The organism is Cellulomonas endometrii (genome assembly GCF_949769265.1).
Taxonomy (GTDB): domain Bacteria; phylum Actinomycetota; class Actinomycetes; order Actinomycetales; family Cellulomonadaceae; genus Cellulomonas; species Cellulomonas endometrii.
In genome coordinates this window covers 114342-129467 of sequence record NZ_CATKPC010000003.1, presented here as the reverse complement: position 1 = coordinate 129467, position 15126 = coordinate 114342, and the positions used below count along the sequence as shown (strand labels likewise).

Genomic DNA, 15126 nt, shown 5'->3' with positions numbered 1-15126 from the left:
GGTCAGCTGAGGAACGAGTGGTCGGCGTCCGGGAACTGCCCGCCGCGGACCTCGGCGGCGTAGGACCGCGCGGCCTCGCCGAGCAGCGCGCCGACGGCCGCGAACTGCTTCGCGAACCGCGGGGACCAGTCGCTCATCCCCGCCATGTCGGTCCACACGAGCACCTGGCCGTCGCAGTCCGCGCCGGCGCCGATGCCGATGGTCGGGATGTGCAGGATCTCGGTGACCCGGGCGGCGACGGGCGCCGGCACCATCTCGAGGACGACCGCGACCGCGCCAGCCTCCTGCACGGCGACGGCGTCGGCCGCCAGGCGCTCGGCGGCCTCGTCGCCGCGGCCCTGGACGCGGTGCCCGCCGAGGGCGTTCTCCGACTGCGGTGTGAACCCGAGGTGGGCGACGACGGGGATGCCCGCGTCGGTCAGGGCCCGGATCTGCGGGGCGACGCGGACGCCGCCCTCGAACTTCACGGCGTGGGCGCCGGCCTCCTTGAGGTACCGCACCGCGGTGGCCAGCGCCTGCCCGGGGCCGGACTCGTACGAGCCGAACGGCAGGTCCGCGACGACGAGCGCCCGCCGGGTGGCCCGGACCACGGCCCGGGTCGGCGGGATCATCTCGTCCACCGTCACCGGGATCGGCGAGGTGTGGCCGAGCATGGTGTTGCCGATGGAGTCGCCGACGAGCAGCAGGTCGATGCCGGCCTCGTCGAAGATGCGGGCCGTCACGAAGTCGTACGCGGTCAGCATCGTCAGCTTCTCGCCGCGCTGCTTGGCCTCGGCGAGGTGGTGCACGCGGACCCGCCGGACGGGGGCGGGGGTCTGCTCGGACATCAGTGCTGCTCCACGGGGTCGGTGGTCGTGCCGGTCGCGCGCTCGGTGGCCTCCGCCGAGGCGGTGGTGTCGACCGGCTCGCGCCAGCGCGTGGTGATCGGCAGCCTACGGTCCCGCCCGAACGCCAGGGCCGTGACCTTCGGGCCGAGGGGGTACTGCCGGCGCTTCCACTCGGCGCGGTCCACCAGCGAGAGCACCTTGTCGACGATCTCCGGGTCGAACCCGCGCGCGAGCAGCTCGGCGCGGCCCTCCGCGTGCTCGACGTAGGCGTCGAGCACCTGGTCCAGCAGGTCGTACGGCGGCAGGGAGTCCTGGTCGACCTGGCCGGGCCGGAGCTCGGCCGAGGGCGGCTTGGTGATCGAGTTCTCCGGGATCGGGGGGACCTCGCCGGCGTCGACCGCGTGGTTGTTCCGCCAGCGCGCGAGCGCCCACACGCGGGACTTGTCGACGTCCTTGAGGGGCGCGTACCCGCCGACCGCGTCGCCGTAGATCGTCGAGTACCCGACGGCCAGCTCGGTCTTGTTGCCGGTCGCGAGCACGAGGTGGCCCTCGGCGTTGGACAGGGCCATGAGGATGACGCCGCGGACCCGCGCCTGCAGGTTCTCCGCGGCCACGCCGTCGAGCGCCATCTCGCCCTCGAACGCGTCGACCATCGGCTTGATGGCCTGCACCCGGTAGTCCGCGCCCACGCGCCGGGCGAGGTCGGCGGCGTCGTCCTTGCTGTGGTCGGAGGACCAGCGCGACGGCATCGAGACGCCGACGACCTTGTCCCCGCCGATGGCGTCCGCCGCGACGGCCGCGACGAGCGCGGAGTCGATGCCGCCGGACATGCCGAGCACGACGGACCGGAACCCGTTCTTGCGGACGTACCCCGCCAGGCCGGTGACCAGCGCCCGGTAGATCTCCTCGTCCGGGTCGAGCGGCGGGCTGAGCCGCCCGCGCTCCAGGGCGGCGCCGCGCACGGGGACGTCCCACACCAGCAGGTGCTCGACGAACTGCGGCGCGGACGCCAGCACGGTCCCGTCCGGCCCGATGACGAACGAGCCGCCGTCGAACACCAGGTCGTCCTGGCCGCCGACCATGTTGACGTAGGCGACGGGCGCGGCGACCTCGGCGGACCGGCGGGCGGCGAGCTCGGTGCGGATGTGCCCCTTGCCCTCCTCGAAGGGGGAGCCGTTGATGACGAGCAGCAGGTCGAGGTCGTCGTCGGACAGCTCCGCGACCGGGCCGTCCTGCCAGATGTCCTCGCAGATGAGGATGCCGACGCGGCGCCCGGCGACGTCGACGACCGTGGGCTCCCCGCCGGGCGCGAAGATGCGGAACTCGTCGAACACGCCGTAGTTCGGCAGGTGGTGCTTGTCGTACCGCTGCTGCACGAGCCCGCCGCGGAGCACGACGGCCTGGTTGGTCGGCCGTGCGGGCGCGCCGTCGTGCTCGCGGGTGGTCCGCTCGCCGACGGTGCCGACCACGACGGTCAGCCCCCCGAGGCCCGCCTCGTCCAGCGCCGCGGCCAGGTCGGCCAGCCCGCGCTCGGCGCCCCGGCGGAACGACGCCCGCAGCGCGAGGTCCTCGATGGGGTAGCCGGTGACGGTCATCTCGGGGAACGCCACCAGGTCGGCGCCGGCGTCGGCGGCCCGGCGGGCCCAGTCGAGGACCGCCGCCGTGTTGCCGGCGATGTCGCCGACGCAGGTGTCGATCTGGGCGAGGGCGACGCGCAGCGGGCCGGCCTGGTCGGCGGGCGCGGCGGGGGAGTCGTGCTGGTCGGACATGCCCGCGAGCCTATTCGTGCCGGAAGAGCCGGGCGAGCGGCGCGTGCCGTGCCACCGCGCGTCCGGCGATCAGGCAGGATGTACCGCATGGACAGGCAGCAGGAGTTCGTCCTCCGCACGGTGGAGGAGCGCGACATCCGTTTCATCCGGCTCTGGTTCACCGACGTGCTCGGGACCCTCAAGTCGGTGGCCGTCGCGCCTGCCGAGCTGGAGTCCGCGTTCGCGGAGGGGATCGGGTTCGACGGCTCGTCGATCGAGGGCCTCACCCGGGTGTACGAGGCGGACATGATCGCCAAGCCCGACCCGACGACGTTCCAGGTGCTGCCGTGGCGCGGGGAGCGGCACGGCACGGCGCGGATGTTCTGCGACATCCTCACGCCCGAGGGCGAGCCGTCGCTGGCGGACTCGCGCAACGTGCTCAAGCGCGCGCTGGCCCGCGCGAGCGACGCGGGGTTCACCTTCTACACGCACCCCGAGGTCGAGTTCTACCTGTTCGAGGCCCCGGCCGACCCGTCGCAGCCGCTCGTGCCCGTCGACCAGGGCGGCTACTTCGACCACGTGCCGCGCGGCACGGCGCACGACTTCCGGCGCGCGGCCATCACGATGCTGGAGTCGATGGGCATCTCGGTGGAGTTCTCCCACCACGAGGCCGGCCCGGGCCAGAACGAGATCGACCTGCGGTACGCCGACGCGCTGACCACGGCCGACAACATCATGACCTTCCGCACGGTGGTGAAGGAGGTCGCGCTCGAGCAGGGCGTGTTCGCCTCGTTCATGCCGAAGCCGCTGGCCGACCAGCCCGGCTCCGGCATGCACACCCACCTGTCGCTGTTCGAGGGCGACCGCAACGCGTTCCACGAGCCGGGCGGCCACCTGGACCTGTCGAAGACGGCGCGCTCGTTCATCGCCGGCCTGCTGCGGCACGCCGCGGAGATCACCGCGGTGACGAACCAGTTCACCAACTCCTACAAGCGGCTGTGGGGCGGCTCCGAGGCGCCGAGCTACATCTGCTGGGGCCACAACAACCGGTCCGCCCTCGTGCGGGTGCCGATGTACAAGCCCGGCAAGTCGAACTCCTCGCGCATCGAGTACCGGGGCGTCGACTCGGCCACCAACCCGTACCTGGCGTTCGCGGTGCTGCTGGCCGCGGGCCTCAAGGGCGTCGAGGAGGGCTACGAGCTGCCCGAGGGCGCCGACGACGACGTGTGGGAGCTGACCGACGCCGAGCGCCGCGCGCTCGGCATCGAGCCGCTGCCGGCCACGCTGGAGAACGCCATCGCCGTGATGGAGCGCTCCGAGCTCGTCGCGGAGACCCTCGGCGAGCACGTCTTCGACTTCGTGCTGAAGAACAAGCGCAAGGAGTGGGAGGAGTACCGGGCGCAGGTGACGCCGTACGAGCTGCGCCGGTTCCTCCCGATGCTCTGAGGCGCCGCGCCATGAGCACGTCGGTCGGTCGGGGCGGCACGCTCGCGGGTCGGCTGACCCGCGCCGGGTTCGCGGACGTCGCGCGCGCGGAGCGGATGCTCGCCGACGGGGCGCTCGTCGCGCTGGTCGGGGACCGGGACGGCGCGGGCCCGGAGGCGCTGCTCCCGGCGCTCGCGGACTCCGCCGACCCCGACCAGGCGCTGCTGTCGCTCGCGAAGATCGCCGGCTCGGTGGACCGCGACCCGGCGCGCGCGCGGCGGCTGGCGGCGACGCTCGCGGAGGACGGGCCCGCGCGGCACCGGCTGCTCGCGGTGCTGGGCGCGTCCGTGGCGCTCGGCGACGACCTGTGCGCGCACCCCGAGCACCTGGACACCGTGCTGGACGACGCCCCGGGGACGGGGGTGCCGGTCGAGGCGGTGCGCGCCGAGCTGCTGACCGCGGTCGGTGCCGACCCCACGTCCCCCGCACCGGTCGCGACGGTCACCGGCACGGACGGGGTCGACGCCATGCGCCGCGCGTACCGGCGCCGGCTGCTGCGGATCGCGGCGACCGACCTGACGTCCGGCGAGCCGCTCACCCGCCTGCCGGGGGTCGCGGCGGCGCTCGCGGACCTGGCGTCGGCGGCCCTGGAGTCGGGCCTCGCGCTGGCCCGCGCCGACCTGGACGACCACGGCGCGTCGGTGCGCCTGGCGGTCATCGGCATGGGCAAGACCGGCGGGCGGGAGCTCAACTACGTCAGCGACGTCGACGTCGTCTACGTCGCCGAACCGGCCGAGGGGGTCGACGAGGCCGAGGCGCTGGCCGCGGGCACCCGGCTGGCGACGGCGCTCGCCCGCGCGTGCGGCGGGCCGTCCGGGGAGCCCGCGCTCTGGCCGGTGGACGCCGCGCTGCGCCCGGAGGGCAAGGACGGCCCGCTGGTCCGGACGCTCGACTCGCACCGGACGTACTACGAGCGGTGGGCCCGGACCTGGGAGTTCCAGGCGCTGCTCAAGGCCCGCCCGCTGGCCGGCGACCGCGAGCTCGGCCGCGCGTACGTCGAGCTGACGAACCCGATGGTGTGGCAGGCGGTGCGCCGGGACAACTTCGTCGAGGACTCCCAGGCGATGCGCCGGCGGGTCGAGAAGAACGTCCCGCCGGCCGAGGCGGACCGGCAGATCAAGCTCGGGGTCGGGGGGCTGCGGGACGTCGAGTTCACCGTCCAGCTGCTGCAGCTCGTGCACGGCCGGTCGGACCCGGAGATCCGCAGCGGCAACACGCTCACGGCGCTGGCGGCCCTGTCGGCGGGCGGGTACGTCGGGCGGGAGCACGCCGCGCAGCTCGCGGTCTGCTACCGGTTCCTGCGGGCGCTGGAGCACCGCATCCAGCTGTACCGGCTGCGCCGCACGCACCTCATGCCGACCGCCGAGGCGGACCTGCGGCGGCTCGCACGGTCGGTCGGGATGCGGTCCGAGGGAGCCGAGGGGCTGCTGGAGCGCTGGCGGCAGGTGCGGCGCGACGTGCGGCACCTGCACGAGGAGCTGTTCTACCGGCCGCTGCTGCCGGCCACCGCCCAGCTCTCGGCCGCCGAGGTGAGCCTCGCGCCGGAGGAGGCCCGCAACCGGCTGGCCGCCATCGGGTACCGCGACCCCGCGGGCGCCGTGCGGCACATCGCCGCCCTGACCGAGGGCGTGTCCCGGCGGGCGGCGATCCAGCGCCAGCTCCTGCCGGTCATGCTGGGCTGGTTCGCCGACGGGCCGGACCCGGACGGCGGGCTGCTCGCGTTCCGGCGGCTGTCCGAGACGCTCGGCGGCACCCACTGGTACCTCAAGATGCTGCGGGACTCCGGCACGGCGGCGGAGCGGCTGGCCCGGGCGCTGTCGACCTCGCGGTACGTGGCCGACCAGCTCGCCCGGTCCCCGGAGTCCGTCGTGTGGCTGGACGACGACGCGGAGCTCGAGCCGCGCAGCCAGCAGCGGCTCGCCGCCGAGGCGGACGCGATCCTCACCCGGGCGACCGAGCCGGTCCCGGCCGTCACCGCGCTGCGGGCGCTGCGCCGCCGCGAGCTGGCCCGCACCGCCGTCGCCGACGTGCTGGGCGTGGTCACCGGGACCCGGGCGTCGCGCAGCCTGACGGCGACCGCCGACGTGCTGCTCGCGGGCGCGCTGCGCGTCGCCGTGCGGGAGGAGCGGGTCGCCCGGCGGCTGGACGCGGACCCGACGGCGATGCTCGTCGTCGCGATGGGCCGCCTGGGCGGGCGGGAGATGGGCTACACCTCGGACGCCGACGTGCTGTTCGTGCACGACCCGCTGCCCGGCGTCCCCCACGTGCTCGCCCAGGACTTCGCGACCGGGGTCGCCACCCGGCTCCGGTCGCTGCTCGGGTCGGTGGGGCCGGAGCCGGCCCTCGAGGTCGACGCCGACCTGCGGCCCGAGGGGCGCAGCGGCCCGCTGGTGCGGTCCTTCGACGCGTACGCCGAGTACTACGCCCGCTGGTCGCTGGTGTGGGAGAGCCAGGCGCTGCTGCGGGCCCGGCCGGTCGCGGGCGACGAGGCGCTCGGGGAGCGGTTCGTGGAGCTCGTCGACCCGCTGCGGTACCCGGCCGGCGGGCTGGACGTCGCGGGCGCGCGGGAGGTCCGGCGGATCAAGGCGCGCGTGGAGTCCGAGCGGCTGCCGCGCGGCGTCGACCCGACCCGCCACCTCAAGCTCGGGCGCGGGGGGATCGCCGACGTCGAGTGGACGGCGCAGCTGCTGCAGCTGCAGCACGCGCACGCCGTCCCGGCGCTGCGCACCACCTCGACGCTCGACGCCCTCGCCGCGGCCCGCGAGGCGGGGGTGCTCGCCGCGGACGACGCGGAGGTCCTGGTCGAGGCGTGGGACCTGGCCTCGCGGCTGCGCGACGCGCTGGTGCTGTGGACCGGCCGGACCGGGGGAGCGGACGTGCTCCCGCACGACCGCCGGGTCGTCGCCGGGCTGGCCGCTGTCGTGGGCTACCCGTCCGGGTCCGGTCAGGACCTGGAGGACGCGTGGCTGCGCGCGTCCCGCCGCGCCCGCGCGGTCGTCGAGGACGTCTTCTACCGCTGACGCCCGCTCCCGACGCCCGCTCCGACGCCCCGCCCGGGTGGAACGTCCGGACGGACACGCCGGCGGCGTGTCGCGCCGAGTCGTCCACCCGGGTGCGGCGAGGGGGTCAGTCCGGGGGCTCGACCGGGTCCGGGTCCTGGCTGAGCGCGCCCGGCTCCAGGTTCTCCTGGAGGTCCTGCGCCACGTCGTCCCCGCGGTCCACGCCGCCCAGGCGCAGCTCGGGCTCCGCGTCGGGCACGTCCGGGTCGTCGCCGGGGGAGTCGGGGATCCAGTCGCTGGTCGAGTCGGTCATGCGGCCTCCCATCGGGTCCCGGCGCCCGGGTGCGGCGCCGCTCGCCGTCGACGCTAGGCGGGCTCGGCGGGCGGCGCGACCGGGGGACGCAGCTCGCCCTGCCCCTGCTCCGCCGGGTGGCCGGAGTCCCCGTTCCTGCGGCGCCCGGTCTCCTCCTCCTGCAGCAGCGTGGAGTCGACCAGCTCGTGCCGCCGCAGGTACGTCGACATGACGGCCTGGATCGTCGCGGCGACCGGCAGCGACAGGAACGCCCCCAACGCGCCGAACACCGCACCGAACGCGAGCACGGACAGGAACGCCACGGCGGGGTTCAGGGCGAGCGACCGCTGCGAGACCTTGGGGGTGAGGAACAGGTTCTCGACCTGCTGGTACGCGATGATGAACGCGAGGACGGCCAGCGCGCGCAGCGGGGACACCGACAGCGCGACCAGCACGGGCAGCGCGCCGCCGATGTAGGTGCCGACGGTCGGGATGAACTGCGAGACCAGGCCCGTGAACGTGGCGAGCGGCAGGGCGTACGGGATGCCCAGCAGCTGCAGGAACAGCCACGTGGTCGCGGTGGAGATCGCGGCGAGCACGATGCGCGAGGTGATGAACCCCGCGACCTTGTCCTGCGAGACCTCCCACAGCCGCAGCACCTCGCGCTGCCGGTGCGGGGCGAGGTACCGGCACACGGCGGCGCGGAACTTCGGGCCCGCGCTCGCCATGTAGTAGACGACGAGGAGGACGGCGGTCGCGGTGAACAGCCCGCCGGCGATGGACGTGCCGACGCCGACGATGCCGGGGGCGATGTCCCCGACGTAGTCCCCGGCGTTGCTCAGCAGCTCGTCGGTGCGGGGCAGCTCGATGTCGAACCGGTCGCCGAGGAACGCCCGGAGGTCGGCGTAGTACCCGGGGATCGACTGCACGAGCTCCACGAGCTGGCTGACGAACAGCCCGCCCAGCAGGGCGAGGATGCCGATGCCGATGACGAGCGAGCCGATCATGGTGAGGCCGGTGGCGAGGGTGCGGCGCATCCCGCGGCGGCCGAGCCACAGGATCATCGGCTCCATCGCGAGGGCGACGAACCAGGAGATCACGATGATCGTCAGCACGTTGCCGAGCATCGACGCGGCGCGCCAGACGAGGAGTCCGGCGAACACGGCGACCACCCCCATCACCAGCGCGCGGGGCAGCCAGCGCGGCGGGATGCGGGAGTCGCGGGCGCCGGGTGCCCAGCGGCCGCCGGGTGCGGGTGCGGGCGCCGGCACGGCGGGCTCGTCGGGGACGACGGGGACGGGCATCGTGCGGCTCCGGAGCGGGTCGGCGGTCGTGCGAGGTCGCTGGTGAGGCTACCGGCGCGAGCGGCCCGTGCGCCGCTCACCGCGCCGCTCACCGCGCCGCTCACCGCGCCGCCCACCGGTCCCGGTCACGGGCCGACGTCGCTCCGGCGGCCGGCCGGGGACGTGAGTCCCGGCGGGTGCCTCCGCGGCGGGGGTTACGCTGTGTGAGCGTTAACATACAACGATGAAGAAGCGTCCCGGGCCCCGCCCGGGTCTCGACGAGGAGAGAACAGTGACGGACAGCGTCGACGTCAACCCGATCGTGCTGCAGCGGGCGGACCCGTGCGTGCTGCGCCACGACGGGCAGTACTACTTCACGGGCTCGCACCCGCTGTACGACCGGGTCGTCCTGCGGCGCGCGGAGCGGCTCGAGGACCTGCAGGCGGCGCCCGAGGTGACCATCTGGGAGCGGCACGCCGAGGGCCCGATGTCGCACCTGATCTGGGCGCCCGAGATCCACCGCGTCGACGGGAAGTGGTACGTCTACTTCGCCGCCGCGCCGAACGACCACGGCACCGTCGACGTGCCCGGGACGGCCGAGACGTTCAACCACCGCGTCTTCGTGCTGGAGAACGAGGCCGACGACCCGTTCGAGGGGGAGTGGGTCGAGCGCGGGCAGGTCGACACCGGCTGGGAGTCCTTCGCGCTGGACGCCACCAGCGTCGTCGTCGACGGCGAGCAGTACCTGGTGTGGGCGCAGCAGGCGTTCGACGTCCGCGGGCACTCGAACCTGTACATCGCCCGCATGGCGAACCCCTGGACCCTCGCGACCCCGGCGGTGCTGCTGTCCCGCCCGGAGTTCGACTGGGAGGTCAAGGGCTTCTGGGTCAACGAGGGCCCCTCGGTGCTGGTGCGCGACGGGCGGGTGTACCTCACCTACTCGGGCGCGGCGACCGGCATCGACTACGCCATGGGCGTGCTCACGGCCGAGCTCGGCAGCGACCTGCTCGACCCGGCGTCGTGGACGAAGAGCCCCGACCCCGTGTTCGTGTCGGACCCGTCCGCGGGCCAGTACGGGCCGGGCCACAACTCGTTCACCGAGCTGCCCGACGGCACCCCGGTGCTCGTGTACCACGCGCGGACCTACACCGAGATCACCGGCGACCCGCTGTGGGACCCCAACCGGCACGCCCGCGCGCAGGTCCTGCCGTTCGACGCCGACGGCCGACCCGTCTGGGGCACCCCCGTGCCCGACACCCGCCCCACCCCGACCTCGACCGAGGTCCTCAGCCCGTCCGGAGACGCACGATGAGCAGCACGACCGCACCCGTCCAGCAGCGCCGCGCGCTGGAGCAGCTCAAGCGGGGGGTGTTCTGGAACTACGGCGGCCTGTACTTCTTCTACTTCGCCATCTGGCAGCTCGCGTTCACGTTCCTGCCGCTGTGGCTGAAGAACGAGGCGGGCATGGGCACGACCGCCATCGGCCTCGTCAGCACCGTCTCGGCGATCACGGCGCTGGTGCTGCAGCCGGTCTACGGCTACCTGCAGGACCGCCTCGGGTTCAAGAAGTACCTGTTCTTCTTCGTGGTGCTCTGCGCGGCGTTCATGGGGCCGTTCTTCACCTTCGTGTTCCTGCCGCTGAGCGGTGTCAACGAGTTCCTCGCCGCCGTGGTGGGCGGCATCTTCCTCAGCCTGTGCCTGAACTCCGGCGTGGGCGTCGTGGAGGCCTTCAACGAGCGCGCCAGCCGCGCCAACCGGTTCGAGTACGGCCACGCCCGCCTGTTCGGCTCGCTGGCCGGCGGCACCGCCGCGCTCGTGGGCGGGTTCCTCTGGGCCGCGAACCCGAGCAGCATCTGGTGGGCCGGGTCGGTCTCCGCCATCGTGCTCGGCACGCTGCTGTTCGTCGCGCGGGTGCCCCACGAGGGCGAGCGCGCCGGCGCGGAGGCCGACGGCGGCGCGGACGCGCAGGGCGGCACCAAGGTGTCGCGGGCCACCGTCGTGGCGCTGCTGCGGGACCGGAACTTCCTCGGCTTCGTCGTCCTGATGTTCGGGACCGCCGCCCTCTACGACGTGTTCGACCAGCAGTTCCCGAACTACTTCGCCACCTTCGTGACGAGCGGCGACGCCGAGGTGCTGTTCTCCCGCGTGGTCGCGGTGCAGATCTTCGCCGAGGCCGCGTTCATGGTGGCGGCGCCGTTCATCGTCAACAAGATCGGCGCGCGCAAGGGCCTCATGGTCTTCGCGGCGGTCCTGCTCGTGCGCGTCCTGGGTTCCGCGTTCTTCACGCACGAGTGGCTGCTCATCGCGTGGCGCCTGCTCGCCGCGATCGAGATGCCGTTCCTGCTGGTGTCGGTCATGAAGTACATCACCCGGATGTTCGACGTCCGGATCTCCGCGACCGCGTACATGCTCGGCTTCAACTTCGCCAAGCAGATCGGCGTCGCGATCTTCGCCTCGGTGTTCGGGTTCGCGTACGAGGGCATCGGCTTCTCCAGCGCCTACGTCGTGATGGCCGTGGTGATCGTCGTCGTCACGGTGGTCGCGCGGATGCTCATGGCCGACGACCGGACCCGGCTCGCGCCCGGGGAGCCGGCCGCGGGTCCGGGCGCGGCAGGTCCGGGCGAGACGGGCCCGGACGAGGCCCGTCGGCCCGAGCCCGCCGGGGTGTGACGCAACCGGGCACCCGGCGCGGCCGAACGCGCCGGGTGCCCGGTCCGCGCTCGCCTATGCTTCGCTGACAGGTCGCGTCGGAATGGGAGGGGACCGTTGCCGGACGACCCCTCGGAGGGCCCCGCGATGCCGCTGACCCCGGACGACCAGCGTGCTGCGGCGGTGCAGCGCCTGCTGTCGTCGGTCGGCAACCCCGCCCTCGAGCGGCTCGCGCAGCTCGCGTCCCGGTTGCTGGCCGCGCCGGCCTCGCAGGTGTCGCTGCTCAGCGACGTCCAGACCGTCGGCGCGGCCGCCGGGTCGGTGACCGGGTCGACCGGCACCCGCAGCCCCCTGTCCGACTCGGTGTGCACCGTGACCGCCGAGCTCGGCTCGCCGCTGGTCGTGCCGGACGCCACCGCCGACGACCGGCTGCGCGACCTCGGCGCCGTCAGCGACGGCCGGGTCCGCGCGTACCTGGGCGTGCCGCTGGTCGGCAAGGACGGGCACGTCGTCGGGGCGCTGTGCGTGTTCGACGAGCAGGTCCGCGCGTGGTCGACGGACGACGTCCTCGTCCTGACCGACCTCGCCGCGTCGGCGGTCGCCGAGCTCGAGCTGTCCGCGCTGTCGGTGGAGTACGAGGCCGACCGCGTGCGGTGGCAGCTCGCGATCACCGCCGGCGGCGTCGGCAGCTTCGACTGGGACCTGCAGACCGGGCTGCTGGAGTGGGACGACCAGCTGCACGCCCTGTTCGGGGTGGCGCCGGGGGAGTTCGCGCGCAGCATCGAGGCGTTCGACGCGCTGGTGCACCCCGACGACCGCGGCCGCGTCCACGAGGCGCTCCAGGACGCGATCGCCGCGTGCTCGGAGTACACCGCCGAGTACCGCGTGGTGCACCCCGACGCGGCGACCCGCTGGGTGAAGGCCCGGGGCATGGCGCTGCCCGGCCCGGACGGCACGGCGGTGCGCGTCCTGGGCGCGGCCTACGACACGACGGCCGAGCGCGAGGCGGACGCCCGGATCTCCCGCGTGCTGGAGACGATGACCACGGCGTTCTTCCTGCTCGACGACGCGTGGCGGTTCACCTACGTCAACGCGGAGGCCGAGCGCGTCCTGGGCAGCACGCGGGCCGAGATGCTCGGCGGGGTGATCTGGGAGCTGTTCCCGCTGTCGGTGGGCTCCCTGTTCGAGGAGCACTACCGCGGAGCCGCGGAGTCCGGGGAGCCGCGCGCGTTCGAGGCGTACTACCCGCCGCCGCTCGACGGCTGGTACGAGGTCCGGGCCTTCCCCGGGGCCGACGGCCTGTCCGTGTACTTCCACGACATCACCGGCCGACGGCGCGCCGAGGAGCAGCGCGAGGCGGCCCGCGAGGCGGCGGAGGTCGCGTCCGAGCGCCTGGCGCTGCTCGCCACCGTCAGCGAGGACCTGAGCGCGACGCTCGACACCGAGTACGCGGTCGGCCGGCTGGCCCGGCACCTCGTGCGGGGCTTCGGGTCGTGGAGCGTGGTGACGCTGTGGGACGAGCAGCGGCACCTGCGGGACATCGCGGGCTGGCACGCCGAGCCGCGGCTGCGCCCCACGGTCGCCCGGTACGCGCAGCTGCGGCTCGGGGCGCTCGCGCCGACGTCGTTCCTGCACCGCGCGCTGCGCACCGGCGAGCTCGTCGTCGTCCCCGACGCGACCGAGAAGATCGCCGCCGTGCTGACGGGGGAGGCCCGCGACCTGCTGCGCGGCCTCGCGCCGCGGACCGGGTACGCCGTGCCGATGCGCGCCCGCGGACGCACCGTCGGGGCGATCACCCTGTTCCTGGACGACGGGCACGCCGACCTCGGGCCGGAGGACCTGGCGCTGCTCATGCAGGTCGCCGACCGGGCGGGCGTCGCGCTCGACAACGCGCGGCTGTACGAGAGCCAGCGCCGCATGGCCGAGACCCTGCAGCGGGCCCTGCTGTCCGCGCCGGCCGAGCCCGACGACCTCGACGTGGTCGTCCGGTACGTCCCGGCCGCCGAGGCCGCGCAGGTCGGCGGCGACTGGTACGACGCCTTCCTGCAGCCCGACGGCTCGACGCTGCTGGTCATCGGCGACGTCATGGGCCACGACCGGCACGCGGCCGCCGCGATGAGCCAGGTGCGCACGCTGCTGCGCGGGATCGCCGTCACGACCTCCGGGACGCCCGCCGAGGTGCTGGCGGGCCTCGACACGACCCTCGAGACGCTGCGCGTGGACGCCATGGCGACCGCGCTGGTGATGCGCCTGGAGCAGTCGGACGCGCAGCGGGTCGCCGGCGTGACCACGCTGCGCTGGACGAACGCCGGACACCTGCCGCCGCTGCTGGTCGAGCCGGACGGGACCGTGCGGGAGCTGCGCGGCGGGACCCCGGAGCTGGTGCTGGGCGTCACGTCGGGCAGCCCGCGGTCGGACGCCGAGGTGGTGGTGCCGCGGGGCTCGACCGTGCTGCTGTTCACGGACGGCCTGGTCGAGCGCCGTGGGGAGCACCTGCAGGAGAGCATCGACCGGCTCGCCGGGATGGTGGCGGAGGCCGTGCCCGCGGCGCAGGAGCGGGCGACGGCGCCCGCGACGCTCGACGCCCGGCACCTGGCCGACGCGGTCCTCGCCCGGGCGACCGCCGGCGAGGCGCCGGAGGACGACATCGCGCTGCTGGCGGTGCACCTGAGCGGGCAGGCGGGCTGACGCGCTCCGGCGCTCGCGACGCGCCGTCGTCACGACGCGCGCCGGAAACATGCCGGTCGTACCATCCGGACAATTGCCGCAAATCGGTCAGGCCCTGGCCGAGGCGCCGCGCCACCGTGCAGTGCCGCGCACCAGGAGGACCGCCATGCCGCAGCCGAGCGCCCGCGCGCCCCGCGTCTCCGTCGGCGTCCCCGTGTACAACGGCGCGCTGTACCTCGAGGAGGCGCTGACCGCCCTGCGCGACCAGGACCTCGAGGACATCGAGGTGATCGTCTCCGACAACGCGTCCACCGACGCCACGCCGAAGATCGCGCAGTCGTTCGCCGACGCCGACCCGCGGTTCCGGTACTACCGCTCGGACGTCAACCGCGGCGTGCCGCGCAACTTCAACCGCACCCTGCAGCTCGCGCGCGCCCCGCTGTTCATGTGGAACGCGTCGGACGACGTCGTCGGCCCGGGACACCTCACCGCCTGCGCAGCCGCCCTCGACGCGCACCCGCGGGCCGACATCGCCTTCCCGCGCGTCACGCTGATCGACGCCGCCGGCGAGGTCGTCGGCAACATGGACGACGAGGACCTCGTCTTCCAGGGCCTCACGCCCGCCGAGCGCGTGGACCTGCTGCTGCGGCGGTCGGTGTACCAGGCGATCGCGTGGGGCGGCGTCCAGCGCACCGTGCCCCTGCGGGCCATGGGCGGGCACCCGCGGTACTTCGGCGGCGACATCGCCCTCGGCATCCGGTCGGCCCTGCGCAGCGAGTGGGTCGTCGTCCCGGAGCGGCACTTCTTCTGCCGCCGGCACGACAACCAGAACAGCAAGGCCGTCGGCGCGGACCCGATCGTGCAGGTGCGCAGCTACGACCCCGCGTTCCGGCGGCGCGTCGCGTTCCCGCAGTGGTACCTGGCGTACCGGATGCTCGCGGAGACGGCCGTCGCCCCGGTCCCCCCGGCCGAGCGGGCGCGCGCCGCCGCGGCCGTGCTGCGCCGGTGGACCGTGCCGCAGTGGCGGCTGCTCGCCTACGACCTGAAGCGCAACGTCATCCACCTGCGCCACGGGACGTACCAGGGGGCGTACTCGTCGTCGTCGGGCTACTGGGTCTGAGGAGCGCGAGCGGCCCGGACGCCGCGGGCGCGCACCTGGGGACGTGCGCGCCCGCA

Annotated in this window: 10 protein-coding genes; 6 read left to right on the top strand and 4 right to left on the bottom strand. The window is 74.4% G+C overall.

The window, feature by feature from the left end:
• Positions 1–2 precede the first annotated feature (2 nt).
• Both panB and QNH85_RS05090 read right to left on the bottom strand, forming a co-directional pair.
• The gene (panB, locus tag QNH85_RS05095; RefSeq protein ID WP_213282983.1) at positions 3–827 is read right to left on the bottom strand and encodes a 3-methyl-2-oxobutanoate hydroxymethyltransferase; all 825 of its coding nucleotides are present in this window, start codon (positions 825–827) and stop codon (positions 3–5) included.
• Positions 827–2596 carry an NAD+ synthase gene (locus tag QNH85_RS05090; protein WP_282945104.1) on the bottom strand — a complete coding sequence of 590 codons (1770 nt, stop codon included), beginning with the start codon at positions 2594–2596 and terminating at the stop codon, positions 827–829. Before QNH85_RS05090 ends, panB begins: the two co-directional genes overlap by 1 nt.
• A gap of 87 nt (positions 2597–2683) precedes the next feature.
• On the opposite strand from QNH85_RS05090, the gene glnA reads away from it, so the two are divergent.
• A complete protein-coding gene (gene glnA / locus QNH85_RS05085) occupies positions 2684–4021 on the top strand; it encodes a type I glutamate--ammonia ligase (protein ID WP_213282981.1) in 1338 nt (445 codons plus the stop codon).
• A gap of 11 nt (positions 4022–4032) precedes the next feature.
• Positions 4033–7080 (top strand): bifunctional [glutamine synthetase] adenylyltransferase/[glutamine synthetase]-adenylyl-L-tyrosine phosphorylase, encoded by a 3048-nt coding sequence (locus QNH85_RS05080; protein ID WP_282945103.1) that lies wholly within the window; start codon positions 4033–4035, stop codon positions 7078–7080.
• Positions 7081–7186: 106 nt separating this feature from the next.
• Here QNH85_RS05080 and QNH85_RS05075 read toward each other — a convergent pair whose 3' ends face one another.
• Positions 7187–7372 carry a hypothetical protein gene (locus QNH85_RS05075; RefSeq protein ID WP_282945102.1) on the bottom strand — a complete coding sequence of 62 codons (186 nt, stop codon included), beginning with the start codon at positions 7370–7372 and terminating at the stop codon, positions 7187–7189.
• Between the two features lie 53 nt (positions 7373–7425).
• Positions 7426–8655, bottom strand: coding sequence for an AI-2E family transporter (locus QNH85_RS05070; RefSeq protein ID WP_282945101.1), 1230 nt, complete (start codon positions 8653–8655; stop codon positions 7426–7428).
• Between the two features lie 223 nt (positions 8656–8878).
• On the opposite strand from QNH85_RS05070, the gene QNH85_RS05065 reads away from it, so the two are divergent.
• The 4 genes from QNH85_RS05065 to QNH85_RS05050 all read left to right on the top strand — a co-directional run bounded on the left by QNH85_RS05065 (position 8879) and on the right by QNH85_RS05050 (position 15070).
• Positions 8879–9946, top strand: a complete 1068-nt coding sequence (locus QNH85_RS05065) for a glycoside hydrolase family 43 protein (RefSeq protein ID WP_282945099.1) — start codon at positions 8879–8881, stop codon at positions 9944–9946.
• Entirely contained in the window at positions 9943–11304 is a 1362-nt protein-coding gene (locus QNH85_RS05060) for an oligosaccharide MFS transporter (RefSeq protein WP_282945097.1), read from the top strand. Before QNH85_RS05065 ends, QNH85_RS05060 begins: the two co-directional genes overlap by 4 nt.
• 126 nt (positions 11305–11430) lie before the next feature.
• Positions 11431–13971: a SpoIIE family protein phosphatase gene (locus tag QNH85_RS05055; protein ID WP_282945096.1), complete on the top strand. Its 2541-nt coding sequence runs from the start codon at positions 11431–11433 to the stop codon at positions 13969–13971.
• A 145-nt stretch (positions 13972–14116) separates the two neighbouring features.
• Positions 14117–15070: a glycosyltransferase family 2 protein gene (locus QNH85_RS05050; RefSeq protein WP_282945094.1), complete on the top strand. Its 954-nt coding sequence runs from the start codon at positions 14117–14119 to the stop codon at positions 15068–15070.
• Positions 15071–15126: the final 56 nt, after the last annotated feature.

Excerpts from the sequence above, each read along its gene's own strand:
- panB (WP_213282983.1), bottom strand. The coding sequence starts at position 827 with ATGTCCGAGCAGACCCCCGCCCCCGTCCGGCGGGTCCGCGTGCACCAC.
- QNH85_RS05090 (WP_282945104.1), bottom strand. The coding sequence starts at position 2,596 with ATGTCCGACCAGCACGACTCCCCCGCCGCGCCCGCCGACCAGGCCGGC.
- glnA (WP_213282981.1), top strand. The coding sequence starts at position 2,684 with ATGGACAGGCAGCAGGAGTTCGTCCTCCGCACGGTGGAGGAGCGCGAC.
- QNH85_RS05080 (WP_282945103.1), top strand. The coding sequence starts at position 4,033 with ATGAGCACGTCGGTCGGTCGGGGCGGCACGCTCGCGGGTCGGCTGACC.
- QNH85_RS05075 (WP_282945102.1), bottom strand. The coding sequence starts at position 7,372 with ATGACCGACTCGACCAGCGACTGGATCCCCGACTCCCCCGGCGACGAC.
- QNH85_RS05070 (WP_282945101.1), bottom strand. The coding sequence starts at position 8,655 with ATGCCCGTCCCCGTCGTCCCCGACGAGCCCGCCGTGCCGGCGCCCGCA.
- QNH85_RS05065 (WP_282945099.1), top strand. The coding sequence starts at position 8,879 with ATGAAGAAGCGTCCCGGGCCCCGCCCGGGTCTCGACGAGGAGAGAACA.
- QNH85_RS05060 (WP_282945097.1), top strand. The coding sequence starts at position 9,943 with ATGAGCAGCACGACCGCACCCGTCCAGCAGCGCCGCGCGCTGGAGCAG.
- QNH85_RS05055 (WP_282945096.1), top strand. The coding sequence starts at position 11,431 with ATGCCGCTGACCCCGGACGACCAGCGTGCTGCGGCGGTGCAGCGCCTG.
- QNH85_RS05050 (WP_282945094.1), top strand. The coding sequence starts at position 14,117 with ATGCCGCAGCCGAGCGCCCGCGCGCCCCGCGTCTCCGTCGGCGTCCCC.